This window comes from Streptomyces diastaticus subsp. diastaticus (genome assembly GCF_011170125.1).
In the GTDB taxonomy this organism is placed as follows: Bacteria; Actinomycetota; Actinomycetes; order Streptomycetales; family Streptomycetaceae; genus Streptomyces; species Streptomyces diastaticus.
Genome location: NZ_BLLN01000002.1, coordinates 943754 through 958598, shown reverse-complemented (window position 1 = coordinate 958598; position 14845 = coordinate 943754). Strand labels below are relative to the sequence as shown.

Here is a 14845-nt window from a genome sequence, read left to right as displayed (position 1 = left end):
GGGGTGTGTACCGGTTCCTGCTGACCCCGCGCTGGTGGGGCATCAACCTGTTCGTGGTCCTGGCCATCCCCTTCTGCGTCTTCATGGGGTCCTGGCAGCTCGGCCGGTTCGAGGACCGGGCGCAGGCACACAAGGAGGCCGAGGAGAAGCCCGTCGTCAGTACGGAGCCCGCGGCGCCCGTCGGCGAACTGCTCCCCGTCGACAAGCTCACCTCCGGCCGCGTCGCCGAGGCCACCGGCACGTACGCGGAGCAGTTCCTGGTCCCGGCGCGCAAGCTGGGTGACCGGGAAGGGCACTACGTGCTGACCCTGCTCCGCCAGTCCGACGGTTCGCCGGCGCTGCCGGTCGTCCGGGGCTGGCTGCCGGGCACCGCCGACCCGGACGAGGCGCCCGCGCCGCCGGAGGGCGAGGTCTCGCTGTCCGGCGTCCTCCAGGCACCCGAGCACTCCGGCTCGCCCGGCGTGTACAAGAGCGGCGGCCTCCCCGCCGACCAGGTCGGCATCATCAGCGCCGCCTCACTGGTCAACCTGGTGCCGTACGGCGTCGAGAACGCCTGGGTCACCCTCACCGACGGCCAGCCGGGCAACGCGGGGCTGACCCCGGTGCCCCCGGCCGCGACCCCCGGCAGCGGCCTGGACCTGAAGGCGTTCCAGAACCTCGGCTACACCGGTGAGTGGTTCGTCTTCGCCGGGTTCGTGGTCTTCATGTGGTTCCGGCTGCTGCGCCGGGACGCCGAGGTCGCCCGTGACGAGGCCCTCGGCATCGCCCCGGAGGGGCCGCCCCAGCCGGTGGCGGCCGAGCCGCCCGCCGGGGCCGGGACGGCCGAGGACGCCGGTGCCGAGGGACGGCAGCCCGCCCCGGCTCCGTAGCCCGCGCCCTCCCGCTCCCGTACGACGACGCCCGCCCTCTCGGTGCCGAGGGGGCGGGCGTCGTCGTCCGTACGGGAGGGGTCGTCGTGGCCGGTCAGCCTCCGGCCGGGAGGGCGCCCGTGTGGTAGACCGTGCCGGCGCAGGCGTCCGGGACGGTGGTGCCGGTGCTGGGGGCGCCCGGGTCGGCGGTGTGGGTGACCGTGACACTGCCGTCGGCCTTGCCGCCGTCGGCGCGCATCAGTTGCGGCTGGACGTCGGGCGCGGTGGAGCCCTGGTCGGTGCCGCCGCTGGACCCCTCGGCGGGCGGCGCCGGGTCGGTCGGCGTGGTGCCGCCGTTGCCGCCTTCCCCGCCGCCGCTGCCCGTGTTCGGACAGCTCTCGGACGGAATCCAGGCGAACTTCACCTCGTACGCGGCGCCGGGCGCGAGGACCAGCTGCGAGGCGAGCGTGATGGGTGAGGGCAGGCCGGTGGCCGGGTCGCCGGGCGTGTGCGGCACGACGTTGACCTTGGTCACGTCGGCCGCGCCCGAGGCGACCGCCGAGACGCTGCCGGAGCCCGCGACGGTGCAGTTGCGGTCGGAGACGTTGGTGACGCGGAAGGTGCCGTAGAGGGAGCCGTCCGAGCCGCGGCCCTCGGTGGTGGTGGAGGCGGAACCGAGCTGGGTGGCGTCACAGAGCGGGGAGGCGGCGGCGCGGGCGCTGTCGGGGGCCGGGGAGCCGCCCGGGTCCTCGCCCGGCTCGGTGGTCCTGCCGTCCTCCGACCGCTCCTTCTCCTTCGCGGCGCCGGGGGCATCGGCGCCGTCCTTGCCGGGGCCCGCGCCGGAGTCCTCGCTCCCGCGTTCGCCCTCACCGCCGGTGCCCCCCTGCACGTCCTCCCCGTGCCCGGCGATCGAAGGGCGGGCGTCGGACGACGGCGCACTGGTGACGTGCACCAGCGCCGGTACGGCCGTGCCCACGAACAGGGCCGCCGCCGCCATCCCCACCACCGCCTGGCGCTTACGGGCCCGGCGGGCCGGGATCGCGCGCCGCAGGTGTTCCAGGGTGGCGTCGGTGTCGGCCGGGCCGAGCCCGTCGGCGGCGCCGTGCAGGATGCGGCGGAGGTCGTCCTCCTCCAGCGGGGCCGGGCCGTCGAGTTCGGGGTCGAGCGCGCCCGGCCGTCCGGCGGCGGGCGCCCCGAGCGGCGGGGTCCCGCCGCTCAGCAGGCGCCGCAGGTCGTCCTCGTCGAACGAGGCGGTGGGCTCCGCCCGCCCGGCACCCGCCTCGGCGGGGGGCACGTCGGCCACGCGGGGCCCGGCGGTCCCGGCCCCGGTGCCCGCCTCGGCCTCCGCCCCGGCGGGGTCCGTCGCACCGCCGTCGGCCTTCGCCTCGCCGGACTTCGCCCGCGTCACCGCCTCAGCCGGACGCACGTCGGCCGCGGTGGTCCCGCGATCCACGGCAGCCTCGTCCGCACCGCCGTCGCCAGACCGGCCGTCGCCAGACCGGTCACTGACCGGCCCGTCGTCGTCCGGCCCGTCGGTCCCGGACCCTCCGCCGTCCGCCTCGGACGCCGACCGGGCCGACGGGCCCGGTTCGCGGGCCTCCTCGCCCGCGCCCTGCTCGGGCTGCTCGGTTCTCTTGCCGCCCTGCTCGTTCACCGCTGCGTTTCCAGTCCGCTTCTCTTCATCCCGCTCGTGCCCGCCGTCGGGGCTCTCGGCCCGGCCCGGCCCGTGAGGGCTCCGGCCGGCGCCCTCGCGCCGCTCGGGGCGGCCCGCGCTCACGACGTGCTGCCCATCGCGACGCGGAGTGCCGCGATGCCACGGGAGCCGTACGCCTTGACCGAGCCGACGGATATGCCGAGGGTCTCGGCGGCCTGGGCCTCGGTCATGTCGGCGAAGTAGCGCAGCACCAGGACTTCGCGCTGGCGGCGCTGGAGACCGCGCATCGCCTTGATCAGGGCGTCCCGCTCCAACTGGTCGTAGGCGCCTTCCTCGGCGCTGGCCATGTCGGGCATCGGCTTGGAGAGGAGCTTCAGGCCGAGGATGCGGCGGCGCAGCGCCGACCGGGAGAGGTTGACGACGGTCTGCCGCAGGTAGGCGAGGGTCTTCTCGGGGTCGCGGACGCGTTTGCGAGCCGAGTGGACCCGGATGAACGCCTCCTGGACGACATCCTCGCACGAGGCGGTGTCGTCGAGGAGGAGCGCCGCGAGCCCGAGGAGCGAGCGGTAGTGGGCGCGGTAGGTCTCGGTCAGGTGGTCGACGGTGGTCCCCGCCGTGGTCGTCGGCGCGCTCATCATGGCCTCGGCGCCGTCACGCGGGGCCGGAGCACGGGCGGGCTGCCGGGTCGCCGGCATGGGGGCGATCACCGGCATACCGCCGGAGCCGACGGCCGTCCGGGGACGCCGTGTGGGGCGCAGGGGGAGACCCCTCGCCTGTACCGCTGTGAAGTCCAGAACCTCTGCCACGTCTGTTGGACACGCTTCCCCCCGACAGGGTTGTACGCGGCAGGCATGGTTTCCGGCGTTGCGTCGAATGCCCTCATGCGTAACCGATCTTCCCTTTGCCCCAGTTTTCGCGACATTCCGGTGGCAGCGGTCGAATCCGCCCAAGGAATGCCCGTCGGCCGGAGTTCCCCCCACCGGCTTTCCGGACCGAGAACGGTTACTGAAGACGCCACACGCCGCGCGCCCGGTTGCGGGCCACGGCGAAGCGTTTCCCCGTGGGCCGCCCGGCCACGGGACATGCCCGCGTCGGTGCAGCTCAAAGGGGCCACCACCTGATCGCGCACTCAATTTACACAGCCCCTACACAGACTTCGGCGCCCGAGTGGAGGAAATTTTCCCCACCGGCGAAGTCCCGTCCGGATATCGGACGCCGATACGCCTTTCGGTCCCGGAACACCCCGTTCACAGCAGGGAAATCCCTTATCCGGGACTTGGCGCACCCCTGTGGCGGTCCCTCCGCATACCGGGCGAACCCGCTGACCCGTCCCGTACGGACACGGGACGCGCCCCCGGCGGGGGTCTACCAGCCCTCGCGCTCCTCGCGCCCTTCGCTCGCCACCATCTCCGCGAGCTGCGCGGTGTTGAGCGCGGCGCCCTTGCGGAGGTTGTCCCCGCAGACGAAGAGTTCGAGGGCTGCCGGGTCGTCCAGGGTCCGCCGGACCCGGCCCACCCAGGTCGGGTCGGTGCCGACCACGTCGGCGGGGGTCGGGAACTCCCCGGCCGCCGGATCGTCGAAGAGGACCACCCCGGGCGCGGTCGCGATGATCTCGCGGGCCCGCTCGACGGTCACCTCGTGCTCGAAGCGGGCGTGGACGGTGAGCGAGTGCGTGGTGATCACCGGTACGCGGACACAGGTGACGGCGACGCGAAGGCCGGGGAGGCCCAGGATCTTGCGGGACTCGTCGCGGACCTTCATCTCCTCGGAGGACCAGCCGTCCTCACGCAGCTCGCCGACCCAGGGCACGACGTTGAGCGCGAGCGGTCCGGGGAAGGGGCCCAGATCGTCACCGACGGCCCGGCGCACATCGCCCGGCCCGGTGCCCGGTTCCGCGACGGCGGGGCGCGGCCCGGGGGCGGTGACGGCGGTCAGCTGGCGGCGCAGCGTGTCGACGCCGTCGCGCCCGGCGCCGCTGGCGGCCTGGTAGGAGGAGACGATCAGCTCGCGCAGACCGAACTCGGCGTGCAGGGCGCCCACCGCGACGATCATCGACAGGGTGGTGCAGTTGGGGCTGGCCACGATCGACTTCGGCCGCGACCGGACGGCGTGCGGGTTGACCTCGGGGACGACCAGCGGCACGTCCGGGTCCATCCGGAAGGCGGCGGAGTTGTCGACGACGACCGCGCCCTTGGCGGCGGCGACCGGCGCCCAGTCGGCCGCCACCTCGTCGGGGACGTCGAACATGGCGATGTCGACGCCCTCGAAGGCGTCCTCGGTGAGGGCGAGGACCTCGACCTCCTCACCCCGCACGGCCAGCTTGCGGCCGGCCGAGCGGGGTGAGGCGATCAGACGGATCTCGCCCCAGATGTCGGCGTGCTGCGACAGGATCTGGAGCATGACCTGGCCGACGGCTCCGGTCGCCCCGACGACCGCGAGAGTCGGCCGGGGCTTCATCGCCCGGTGCCTCCGTACACGACCGCCTCGTCCGAGTCGGAGTCGAGACCGAAGGCGGTGTGGACGGCGCGGACGGCGTCGTCGACGACGTCGGCACGGGTGACGACCGAGATGCGGATCTCGGAGGTCGAGATCAGCTCGATGTTGACCGAGGCGTTGGAGAGCGCCTCGAAGAAGGCGGCGGTGACGCCCGGGTTGGTCTTCATGCCGGCGCCGACGAGGGAGATCTTGCCGATCTGGTCGTCGTAGCGCAGCGAGTCGAAGCCGATGGAGCCCTTGGCGCGCTCCAGGGCGTCGATGGCCTTGCGGCCCTCGGCCTTCGGGAGCGTGAAGGAGATGTCGGTCAGGCCCGTGGAGGCGGCCGACACGTTCTGCACGACCATGTCGATGTTGACCTCGGCGTCCGCGATCGTGCGGAAGATCGCCGCGGCCTCGCCCGGCTTGTCGGGCACACCGACGACCGTGACCTTGGCCTCGGAGGTGTCGTGGGCGACACCCGAGATGATGGCCTGCTCCATCTTCTGGTCCCCTTGCGGTTCGTTGCTGACCCATGTGCCGCGCAGCCCCGAGAAGGAGGAACGCACGTGGATCGGGATGTTGTAGCGGCGGGCGTACTCCACACAGCGGTGGAGCAGCACCTTGGAGCCGGACGCGGCCAGCTCCAGCATGTCCTCGAAGGAGATCCAGTCGATCTTGCGGGCCTTCTTGACGACCCGGGGGTCGGCGGTGAAGACGCCGTCGACGTCGGTGTAGATCTCGCAGACGTCGGCGTCCAGCGCCGCCGCCAGCGCCACGGCGGTCGTGTCCGAACCGCCGCGACCGAGGGTGGTGATGTCCTTCTTGTCCTGCGAGACGCCCTGGAAACCCGCGACGATGGCGATGTTGCCCTCGTCGACCGAGGTCCGGATGCGGCCCGGCGTGACATCGATGATGCGCGCTTTGTTGTGGGCCGAGTCGGTGATGACACCGGCCTGGCTGCCCGTGAAGGACTGGGCCTCGTGACCCAGGTTTTTGATCGCCATCGCCAGCAAGGCCATGGAGATCCGCTCCCCCGCCGTCAGCAGCATGTCGAACTCACGGCCCGACGGAATGGGGGACACCTCCCCGGCCAGATCGATCAGCTCATCCGTCGTGTCACCCATCGCCGACACCACGACGACCACTTGGTGGCCGCTCCTCTTGGCATCGACGATCCTCTTGGCGACACGCTTGATGCCCTCGGCATCGGCTACGGAGGAGCCGCCGTACTTCTGCACGACAAGGCCCACGTGCGCTCCTCGGTCAATCAGTTCGGTCCGCGCCTCGGAGCGATCGGCTCCGCCGCGGTCGGCTCATTTTACCGAGCTGGCCGAAAACACCCTGCTGGTATCACATCCCGAGATGTCCCGCTCGGACAGTGATCACCCCCGGGGCGCCCCACGGCTGCTCAGCCCGTCCCCTTCCCAGGGCCTCACCGATCACTCCCGGTTGTGGGGGTGACCACAAAAGGTTTAGGCCCCGGGGGACGGGTCGTCCGGTTCCGCCCCGCTCCCGCGCGCCGCACCCGTGCGGCCACCGACCTGGCCCGCTCCTACCCCCGTCCCCCTCGGCGATGCCCGGCCGGAAGACGACCCGTCGGACGGGGTGCGCGGGGCTGTCGGCGACGGCGGCCGTGGGCGCCATGACCTCCGCGACGGCCGGCCGCTTCCAGCGGACACGCCCCCGCCGCCCGCGACAGGCCGGTACGCCCCGGCCGGAAGGCTCCGTCACCGCGCGTCCCGGGGTCCGGGCAGGAACGTGGCGGGTACGTCGCGGCGCAGCAGCCCGGCGGCGAGCTGCCCGAGAAGAACCTCGGAGCCGTCGGCGCGCGGCGGTCGCGGGGCGGGGAGGCCGAGGTCCCGGTACTCGTCGTCCCAGTCCGGCCACGGCACGTCGTCGCCCAGGGCGCGACAGTCGGGGCAGAGGCCGCCCACGAGCTGGACGGTGGTCTCGTCCTGGTCGCAGGTGGTGCAGACCATGATCACGCGGGTGACGCGGCCAGGCTGGGCACCGGCCTGGCCGTCCGGGCCGGGAGCGGTGTCGGCGGGCAGCGGGGGCATCTTCTTCTCCAACCGGGAGCGCACGAACGCGGCGGGGCTGTGGATGGGACCTTGTGGAAGCCCGGAGGTCAGGGCGAGCGTGAAGTGGTCGAGGCGTACGCCGCGCTCGAACCACTGGTCGGCGAGCGGGGCGAGGGCGCCGCACTCGGCGGCGGAGAGCGTGAGCCGGGGCTCGGTGCGGGCGAGCCGGGCGAGCGCCCGGTACCCGGGGGTGCTCCCGGCGGCGGGCCGGTCCGCAACGCGGTTCTCGGGTCGCGGCCGGGGGCGCGCCTCGTCCGGTTCGGCGAGCCAGACCGGACGCGCGGAGCCCTCCGGCGCAGGGGCGGAACCGCGGCGTGGCGGCGCGGCAGCGGAGGCGGGGGTGGCGACAGCGGCGGAGGCGGCGTCCGCGGCGGGCGCGGTGGGCTCCGGCGCGGGAGGCGCGGGAGGCGCGGACCGGGCCGGCTCTGCCTCGTGCGCCCCCGGCACGCTCCCGACCGCCGGGTCGGCAGGCACGTCGGGGGCCGCCTCGGCCGGGGCGACCCGGGCCAGTCCCTGCTTGCGCAGCCCCGTGACGTCGACCCCCCTGATCCGCCGGGCGAACTCCCCCCACCAGGCGTCGTCGTACGGCTGCCGTGACCAGTACGTGCGCGTCACCCAGCGCATCGACCGGTCCCGGAGCGTCAGGTGCTCCCGGATCGTGCGCAGATGTCCGGCGGCGCTGATGCCGCGCAGGGCGGTCGCGCACGCCTGCTGCCCGTAGGCGGGCAAGGCGGCGGCGAGCGCCTTGTAGCCGATCGCCGCTCCCTCGGGGAGCCGGTCGATGTAGGCGGCGATGGCCGCCTCGCGGGCCGGCAGGCCGGTGAAGTCGGCTTCGTCCGTGGGGGGTTGTCCGCCCGGGAAGCGCTTTCCGTACCCCTCGGAGGCGCGGGGGTGGGACGCGGGAAGGAAGGCAGCACTAAACTGCGCGGTAGCCATTCGAAGGTTTCCTTAGCAGGCTTCGTGATGGTCAGACCCCGGAGTCGGCGTTGGCGCGCCGCCCGGGGTCGTTTGCTCATCGCGAACCTAGAGGCTTCTCACCCTCGGGCGCAAGCCGGTCACCGAAAGTCATCTTCCCTGGTGTCACGTGGGGTCGAGGGCGGCCGGGAGGGGGGTTACCCATCCCCGGAACCGCCCGGTACCAGCCGGGTGGGGAGGAGAGCCCGAGGCTCGGAGCCCGAAGCCCGGGGCCCGGAACCCGCAGCCCGGAGCCCGGGGCTCACCCTCGCCCGCGACGCCCCCGGTTCCGAGGGTGCTCCCGCGCCGTCCGCTCGTTCCCGAACTTGTACGCGCCGGTCCAGCGGGCCATGACTTCCTGCGGGTCGCCCGCCTCCACCTCCTCGGTGAACTTGGCGGCGCGCTCCGCGCGCAGGGTGGCGGCCTTGCGGCCCCGGTGCGTGATGACGACGGTGCCGTCGGCTCGGGAGGTCCAGGTGAAACCGGTGGGGGCGGGCATACGGCTCCTCGGTGGCCTGGCGGGCACCGGGTGTGCGCCACCGGCGCACAGGAGCCTATGCCGGAATCAACCCGCCTGCCCGGGCGCGCGGGTGACTGCCGGTCGCCTGCGGGAGCGGCCCGTTGTCGGTCCCGGCCGCGCGGCTCCCCGCCCGGGGAGCGGGTCAGCGCACCGGGCGGAGACCCAGGGGGCCGGCGATCTCCTCGGCCATGACGCGGCCGGCCTCCTCGTCGAGGGACTCGTCGGCGAGGTCCTGGTCGGTGTCGAGGCCGTCGAGCGCCGGGAGGGGCTGGTTGAGGCGGACGTGGACCACCAGGGACTGGAGGGCGCGCAGGGCGGCGGAGGCGGTGGTGCCCCAGTTGGAGAAGTAGGAGAACTGCCACCACCACAGGGCCTCGGCGGTGCGGCCCTCGCGGTAGTGGGCCATGCCGTGGCGCAGGTCGGCGACGATGTCGGCGAGGCCGTCGGAGATGCGGGCCGGGACCGGCGCGGTACGCGGCTCGTAGGGGTCGAAGACCTCGGAGTAGACGTCGACGGGGGCCAGCAGGGCGGCGTACCGCTCGCGCAGCTCGTCCACATCGGGCTCCGGGCCGAGGTCGGGCTCGTACCGCTCCTCGGGGAGGAAGTCGGCATGGGCGCCGAGGCGGCCGCCGGCCAGCAGCAGTTGGGAGAGTTGCAGCAGCAGGAAGGGGACGGCGCTGTCCGGCTCGTCGCCCTTGGCGATCTCGGTGACGGCGACCAGGAACGACTCGACCTGGTCGGCGATCTGCACGGCGAAGTCGTCGGGGTCCTGCGTCGTGGAGTGGAGCGTGGCGTCAGACATCGAGGAGTCGTCTCCCTTCGAAGGCGCGGCCCAGAGTGACCTCGTCCGCGTATTCCAGGTCTCCGCCCACCGGCAGCCCGCTGGCGAGGCGGGTGACCTTCAGACCCATGGGCTTGATCATCCGCGCGAGGTACGTCGCCGTGGCCTCGCCCTCCAGGTTGGGATCGGTGGCGAGGATCAACTCGGTGACGGTGCCGTCGGCGAGACGGGCGAGGAGTTCGCGGATGCGCAGGTCGTCCGGGCCGACGCCCTCGATGGGGCTGATCGCCCCGCCGAGCACGTGGTAGCGGCCCCGGAACTCCCGGGTCCGCTCGATCGCCACGACGTCCTTCGGCTCCTCGACCACGCAGATCACCGCCACGTCCCGGCGCTGGTCGCGGCAGATGCCGCACTGCTCCTGCTGCGCGACGTTCCCGCAGACCGAGCAGAAGCGGACCTTGTCCTTCACTTCCAGCAGGGCGTGCGCGAGGCGCCGCACGTCGGCCGGCTCCGCCTGGAGGATGTGGAAAGCGATCCGCTGCGCGCTCTTGGGACCGACGCCGGGCAGCCTGCCCAGCTCGTCGATCAGTTCCTGGACCACGCCTTCGTACACGGAACGCCTTCCTTCGTGCTCCGCGGCGCCGGACCCTCACCGGGGCCGGGCCGTCGCTTCGTACCGTAGCCGCCGGGGCGCCCGCCCATAAGGCGTGCGGCGGATTACGGAGGCGGATTCACCACGGGTGAACGCGCCGGGGTCGTACGGGGATCAGGCGGGACGGAACGGGACGCGACGGACTCGGCCCGCGCCCCCTTCCGCACCGGGGGTCAGAACGGGAGCCCGGGGATGCCGCCCCCGCCCAGGCCCTGCGCCAGCGGGCCGAGCTTCTCCTGCTGGAGCTGCTGGGCGTTCTCGTTGGCCGCCTGGACCGCCGCGACCACCAGGTCGGCGAGGGTCTCGGTGTCCTCCGGGTCCACGGCCTTCGGGTCGATGACCAGGCCGCGGAGTTCGCCGGAACCGTTCACCGTCGCCTTGACGAGGCCGCCGCCCGCCGAACCGTCGACCTCGGTGCGGGCCAGTTCCTCCTGGGCCACCGCGAGGTCCTGCTGCATCTTCTGGGCCTGCTGGAGCAGCTGCTGCATGTTGGGCTGGCCACCACCGGGGATCACGATCAGCTCCTGTGTTCTGAGGTCTGGGTCAGAGGTAGGGGACGGGGTCGTGGCGGGAGTCGGCGCCCGGGCCGGGCCCGGGACATTTCCCGCCTGTCTTGAGCGTACGTGCTCGGCCGGGGCCCCGCTGAGGCACTCTTTCGGGTGACCACCCCCACCCGCGCCCTACCTGATCAGGGCCCATTTCCCGCCCCCGCGCCGGTACGGCGGCGGCTCGCCACGCGGTAGGAAGGAACCTTCCGCCCTGCCCGGGGATCGCCCGCCCCCACGGGTGTTCACGGAAAGCACGCGTACGCGCACGCATCGTGCCCGCGGCTCAGTACCATCCCGTACGGCCGTCCGCCACGCCCCGCCGCCGCGCGCACGGTCCGCCGACGACGGCCCCGCACAGCGACGCCGAGAGGGAGTGCCTGGTGAGCCAGCCCGAAGAGCAGCCCGAGGGCCCGGCCGACGACGCCCGCCCCCGGGAACGGCGCCGTCCGCGACACCCCGCCGACCTCGCCGGGCGCCCCTTCCCGCTGGGCGACTGGGGCCAGCCGGCCGACCGCCTCACCGAGCTGTACGAGTGGGTCGAGGAGTCGGCCCTGTCCACCGCCGACTGGTACCTCGCCGACCGCGCCCGCAAGCGCCGCGGCGCCCGCCTGCTGCGCGCCGGGACGGCGCTCGGCACGGTGACCGGCGCCGCGCTGCCCCTCCTCGACCTGACCGGGGCCCTGCCGGGCGCCTCGCCGTGGGCCTGCCTGGCGGTGCTGGTGGCGGCCGCCTGCGTCGCCCTCGACCGGTACCTCGGGCTGACCTCGGGGTGGATGCGGGACATGGCGACCGCACAGGCGGTGCAACAGCGGTTGCAGGTACTCCAGTTCGACTGGGCCTCGGAGTGCGTGCGGGAGGTGCTGGGCCCCACCGACGGCACGGCGGCCGAGGCCGCCGACCGGTGCCTGGGCGTCCTGCGCCGCTTCTCGGACGACCTGAACGACCTGGTCAGGACCGAGACGGCGGACTGGATGGTGGAGTTCCGCACCGGCCCGGCCCCGCTCGCCACCCGCGCCTCGGGCGGCCTCCCGGCCAGGGCGGACCTGCCCAGCCAGGGTGCCCGCCCGGCCCTGCTGCCGGGCACCCGCCCGAACATGCCGCGCCAACGGCCGCCGGACGCGCGCTGAGACCGGCGGCCGGGGCGGCGCCTTCGGTGCGCCGGGCCGGGCGCCGGCCGGCTCAGCTGAAGACGATCATCGAACCCTGCCCCAGGCTCTTGGTGACCGCCGTGTGCAGGCCGAGCCAGACGTGGCGTTCGCGGGCGAACGGGCTGTCGTCGAGCGGGGCGGGGGCGGCGGGCTCCTCCAGTTCGGTGGGGCCGTGCGGCGGCGCGGGCGCGGCCGGCGGGTTGGCGGGGTCGATGCCGATGGACGGGGCGACGTACTCCAGGTCGCGCAGCAGGCCGTGCGAGGAGCCGAGCGGTCCGCCGCCGGCGAGCAGTTCGTCGTTGGCCAGCGGTTCGGGGAAGTCGACGGGGACGTAGGCGCCCGCGTGGTCGTAGTGCCAGACCAGGTGGGAGCGCTGCGCGGTCGCCTCGAACATCTCCAGCAACTGCTCGTAGTCCCCGCCCAGTTCGTCGACCGGGGTGACCTCCAGGCCGCAGACCTGGAGCAGGTAGGCGCGGCGCAGGAAGTGCAGGGCCTCGTAGTCGAACCCGGCCGCGGGGGCGACGTCGCCGGAGAGGCCGGGCATGTAGGAGTGGACCGGCACGGCGGGCAGTCCGGCGGCGCCCAGCGCGGAGTCGTAGAGGGCGAGTTCCTCGGCGAACGGGTTGTCGGGGGCGTGGCACAGCACATCGACAAGGGGGACCAGCCACAGGTCACAGGCCAACAGAACTCTCCTCGGTCGCCGTTGGGATCACCACGGGCAGCGTAGTGGGGTCGGACGGGCTCGTGGGTGCTGCCGCTACGGGCCGTGCGGGAAGGGTACGGCGTAACCGGGCCGTCCGCGCCCGGACGTACGGGTCCGCTCCGCGCGCAGGCGGTCGCGAGTCGGGGAGGACGGCTCGGCCCGCCGGTCGCCGTGCGAGGATCCGGGCGCGGGCCGGGGGCCCGGGCAGGTCGGTGGAAGACGTCGGGCGGGAGAGCGGGTATGGCGGAGCAGGTCGAGGAGGTCGCGGTGCTCGTCCGGGAGGTGGTGCACGGGCGGGAGCTGGCCGGGATGTACCTCTACGGCTCGGCCACGGCCGGCGGGCTCGGTCCGTACAGCGACCTCGACGTGTTCGTGGTGGTCCGGCGGCCGCTCACGGAAGGGCAGCGGCGCGGGCTCACCGACGGACTGCGGGGGATCTCCGGCGCGCCGGGGCGGCCGGTGGAACTGACGGTGGTGGTGCTCGGCGAGGTGGTGCCGTGGCGGTACCCACCGCGCCAGGAGTACCAGTACGGCGAGTGGCTGCGGGACGCCTACGAGCGCGGAGAGGTCCCGGCGCCGCGCACCGACCCGGATCTCGCGCCGCTGATCAGCATGGTGGTGGCGGACGGGCGGGCGCTGGCCGGGCCGCCGCCGGACGAGGTGCTGCCCGAGGTGCCGCCCGCCGATCTGGCGCGGGCCGTCACCGCCGGGGTGCCGGAGCTGCTCGCCGACCTCGCCGCCGACACCCGCAACGTCCTGCTCACGCTGGCCCGCGTCTGGGTCACGCTCGCCACCGGGGCACTGCTGCCGAAGGACGCGGCGGCCGCCTGGGCGCTCGACCGCCTGCCCGGGGAACACCGGCCCGCGCTGGCGCACGCGCGGGAGGTGTACCTCGGGGAGGCGGCCGAGGACTGGGGGCGGGTCGGGCCCGGGCGCGTGGCGGACTGTGCCGCTCATCTGGCGGGCGAGGTGCGGGAGCTGGCGCCGCCGGAGGGCTGAACCGGGGTGGGCGCCGGTCACTCGCCGGGTCCGCCCCACTCCTCCGACAGGACGGCCCACAGCTCCATGTCGAGGCGCCGGCCGCGGTGGACGAAGGCGGAGCGCATGACGCCCTCACGGGTCATGCCGAGGCGGCGGGCGACGGCGATGCTCGGCGCGTTGTCCGTGGCCACGTGCCATTCCACGCGCCGCATCCCGCGCCGCGTGAACGCCCAGTCGATGATCGTGCGGCAGGCCCGCGTCACGAGCCCCCGCCCGACCGCCGAGGGCTCCAGCCAGCAGCCCGCCTCGGCGACCCCCTGGGCCGGGTCGAAGGTCCGGAAGAGGACACCGCCGACCAGCGTGCCGTCCTGCCATATCCCGTAGAGCCGCCCGCTGTCGGCCGCCTGCCGGTCCGCGTACGTCTGGAGGAAGGCGCGGCTCCCGCCCCGGTCCCGGACGACGTCCGGCAGGCCGTTGCGCTTCCCGGCGTACTCCCGCGCGCGGTCCATGTGCGCCAGGAACTCGTCCGCCTGCCACGGCTCCAGCGGGCGCAGTTCGGCGCCCTCGGGGCCCAAGGGGTGGATGAACATGAGGGCCTTCCGGTCGCCGGGGCGGGTGAGGTGTGCGGGGATGCTCTCACGGCGGCGGGCGCGGGGCACCGGCATTTCCGGACCGGGGCACCGGAGCCCGGCGACCGGCCGCTCCTCGCCACCTCGCCGTTCCCGTGCCCCCGGACCGGCAGGACGCCGAGCGGCCCCCTGCTCGAACGCGGCGAAGCGGAGTCGAGGGCCGGGGGAGGCGGGGCTGCCTCGGTTCGCTGCTGCACCGGCGGGCACCGGGCGAGGCCGTCGCCACGGCGCCGGCGGTACGCGACGGCGCGCCGCCGGCCGGCCCGCACCCGCGTACGCGCGGGTGCGGGCCCTCGTCGACGGGCCCGGCCTCACGTGCCGGTGAGCTTGTCCAGGTCGGGGGCGTAGACGGTCATCCAGTGCGGGTCCAGCCGGTAGTAGACGACCTCGCGGTCCCAGTCGAAGGCGTCGTCGCCGTAGAAGTCCTTCAGGTGGGCGAGGAGTTCCTGCCAGTCGGCCGTGGTCCCGGCGCCCTCGGGGTTCAGCTCCTCCACCGTGCCGTGGGTGAACACCCCGAGGTCCTCTCCGCGCATGTGCGCGACGCTGACGGCCGGACGGGCCGCGAGATGGCGGGCCTTGGCGGCGTCGCGCGCCGTGCCGAAGTGCCACCGGCCGTGCAGGAAGTGCCCGTCGGCGCCGCTGATCCGCGGTTCGCCCTTCGCGGTCACCGTGGAGACGGCGAGCGTGCACATGCCGGTGAGGACCCCGGTGAGCTGCGCCGCCGTGATGGTGCGGCCCTCGACGATCGAGCGGAGATGTGCGGTCGAGCCGGAGAGGGAGGAGCCGAGGAGGGACTGGAGCCTGGTGAGTTCTTCTGGGGTTTCGCGCATACGTCCACCGTCGGCCGTAAACCCGACATCCTCTGTCGCCC

The 14845-nt window shown here is 74.1% G+C and carries 15 protein-coding genes; 3 read left to right on the top strand and 12 right to left on the bottom strand.

Features of this window, described 5'->3' with window-relative positions:
• Positions 1–5: 5 nt before the first annotated feature.
• Complete coding sequence (locus tag Sdia_RS05980) at positions 6–869, top strand: SURF1 family protein (protein ID WP_100455299.1); 864 nt, start codon at positions 6–8, stop codon at positions 867–869.
• Positions 870–963: 94 nt separating this feature from the next.
• Here Sdia_RS05980 and Sdia_RS05975 read toward each other — a convergent pair whose 3' ends face one another.
• The 9 genes from Sdia_RS05975 to Sdia_RS05935 all read right to left on the bottom strand — a co-directional run bounded on the left by Sdia_RS05975 (position 964) and on the right by Sdia_RS05935 (position 10480).
• Positions 964–2502 (bottom strand): hypothetical protein, encoded by a 1539-nt coding sequence (locus tag Sdia_RS05975; protein ID WP_189501063.1) that lies wholly within the window; start codon positions 2500–2502, stop codon positions 964–966.
• Positions 2503–2621: 119 nt separating this feature from the next.
• A complete protein-coding gene (locus Sdia_RS05970) occupies positions 2622–3215 on the bottom strand; it encodes a SigE family RNA polymerase sigma factor (protein ID WP_100455297.1) in 594 nt (197 codons plus the stop codon).
• Between the two features lie 652 nt (positions 3216–3867).
• Entirely contained in the window at positions 3868–4959 is a 1092-nt protein-coding gene (locus Sdia_RS05965; protein WP_100455296.1) for an aspartate-semialdehyde dehydrogenase, read from the bottom strand.
• Positions 4956–6227: an aspartate kinase gene (locus Sdia_RS05960; protein WP_100455295.1), complete on the bottom strand. Its 1272-nt coding sequence runs from the start codon at positions 6225–6227 to the stop codon at positions 4956–4958. The genes Sdia_RS05965 and Sdia_RS05960 overlap by 4 nt, the downstream gene beginning before the upstream one ends.
• Before the next feature lie 477 nt (positions 6228–6704).
• On the bottom strand, positions 6705–7994 hold the full coding sequence (locus Sdia_RS05955; protein WP_100455294.1) for a hypothetical protein: 1290 nt from the start codon (positions 7992–7994) through the stop codon (positions 6705–6707).
• 280 nt (positions 7995–8274) lie between these two features.
• A complete protein-coding gene (locus Sdia_RS05950) occupies positions 8275–8511 on the bottom strand; it encodes a hypothetical protein (RefSeq protein ID WP_100455293.1) in 237 nt (78 codons plus the stop codon).
• A gap of 163 nt (positions 8512–8674) precedes the next feature.
• Positions 8675–9334 (bottom strand): DUF5063 domain-containing protein, encoded by a 660-nt coding sequence (locus Sdia_RS05945; RefSeq protein ID WP_100455292.1) that lies wholly within the window; start codon positions 9332–9334, stop codon positions 8675–8677.
• Positions 9327–9926: a recombination mediator RecR gene (recR, locus tag Sdia_RS05940; RefSeq protein ID WP_100455291.1), complete on the bottom strand. Its 600-nt coding sequence runs from the start codon at positions 9924–9926 to the stop codon at positions 9327–9329. The genes Sdia_RS05945 and recR overlap by 8 nt, the downstream gene beginning before the upstream one ends.
• A 212-nt stretch (positions 9927–10138) precedes the next feature.
• Positions 10139–10480, bottom strand: a complete 342-nt coding sequence (locus Sdia_RS05935; protein ID WP_100455290.1) for a YbaB/EbfC family nucleoid-associated protein — start codon at positions 10478–10480, stop codon at positions 10139–10141.
• 413 nt (positions 10481–10893) lie between these two features.
• On the opposite strand from Sdia_RS05935, the gene Sdia_RS05930 reads away from it, so the two are divergent.
• Complete coding sequence (locus tag Sdia_RS05930) at positions 10894–11640, top strand: SLATT domain-containing protein (RefSeq protein WP_100455289.1); 747 nt, start codon at positions 10894–10896, stop codon at positions 11638–11640.
• Positions 11641–11692: 52 nt separating this feature from the next.
• Here Sdia_RS05930 and Sdia_RS05925 read toward each other — a convergent pair whose 3' ends face one another.
• Positions 11693–12343: a putative DNA-mimic protein gene (locus tag Sdia_RS05925; protein ID WP_100455288.1), complete on the bottom strand. Its 651-nt coding sequence runs from the start codon at positions 12341–12343 to the stop codon at positions 11693–11695.
• Positions 12344–12604: 261 nt separating this feature from the next.
• Here Sdia_RS05925 and Sdia_RS05920 point away from each other — a divergent pair, with 261 nt between their 5' ends.
• Positions 12605–13363 carry an aminoglycoside adenylyltransferase family protein gene (locus tag Sdia_RS05920; protein WP_100455287.1) on the top strand — a complete coding sequence of 253 codons (759 nt, stop codon included), beginning with the start codon at positions 12605–12607 and terminating at the stop codon, positions 13361–13363.
• 17 nt (positions 13364–13380) lie between these two features.
• Here Sdia_RS05920 and Sdia_RS05915 read toward each other — a convergent pair whose 3' ends face one another.
• Entirely contained in the window at positions 13381–13935 is a 555-nt protein-coding gene (locus Sdia_RS05915) for a GNAT family N-acetyltransferase (RefSeq protein ID WP_189501076.1), read from the bottom strand.
• A 350-nt stretch (positions 13936–14285) separates the two neighbouring features.
• Positions 14286–14804, bottom strand: a complete 519-nt coding sequence (locus tag Sdia_RS05910; RefSeq protein WP_100455285.1) for a pyridoxamine 5'-phosphate oxidase family protein — start codon at positions 14802–14804, stop codon at positions 14286–14288.
• Positions 14805–14845 lie beyond the last annotated feature (41 nt).

What these genes read in the sequence shown, in the direction of transcription:
- Sdia_RS05970 (WP_100455297.1), bottom strand. Translation starts at nt 3,215, where the DNA reads ATGCCGGTGATCGCCCCCATGCCGGCGACCCGGCAGCCCGCCCGTGCT.
- Sdia_RS05965 (WP_100455296.1), bottom strand. Translation starts at nt 4,959, where the DNA reads ATGAAGCCCCGGCCGACTCTCGCGGTCGTCGGGGCGACCGGAGCCGTC.
- Sdia_RS05955 (WP_100455294.1), bottom strand. Translation starts at nt 7,994, where the DNA reads ATGGCTACCGCGCAGTTTAGTGCTGCCTTCCTTCCCGCGTCCCACCCC.
- Sdia_RS05950 (WP_100455293.1), bottom strand. Translation starts at nt 8,511, where the DNA reads ATGCCCGCCCCCACCGGTTTCACCTGGACCTCCCGAGCCGACGGCACC.
- Sdia_RS05945 (WP_100455292.1), bottom strand. Translation starts at nt 9,334, where the DNA reads ATGTCTGACGCCACGCTCCACTCCACGACGCAGGACCCCGACGACTTC.
- Sdia_RS05920 (WP_100455287.1), top strand. Translation starts at nt 12,605, where the DNA reads ATGGCGGAGCAGGTCGAGGAGGTCGCGGTGCTCGTCCGGGAGGTGGTG.
- Sdia_RS05915 (WP_189501076.1), bottom strand. Translation starts at nt 13,935, where the DNA reads ATGTTCATCCACCCCTTGGGCCCCGAGGGCGCCGAACTGCGCCCGCTG.
- Sdia_RS05910 (WP_100455285.1), bottom strand. Translation starts at nt 14,804, where the DNA reads ATGCGCGAAACCCCAGAAGAACTCACCAGGCTCCAGTCCCTCCTCGGC.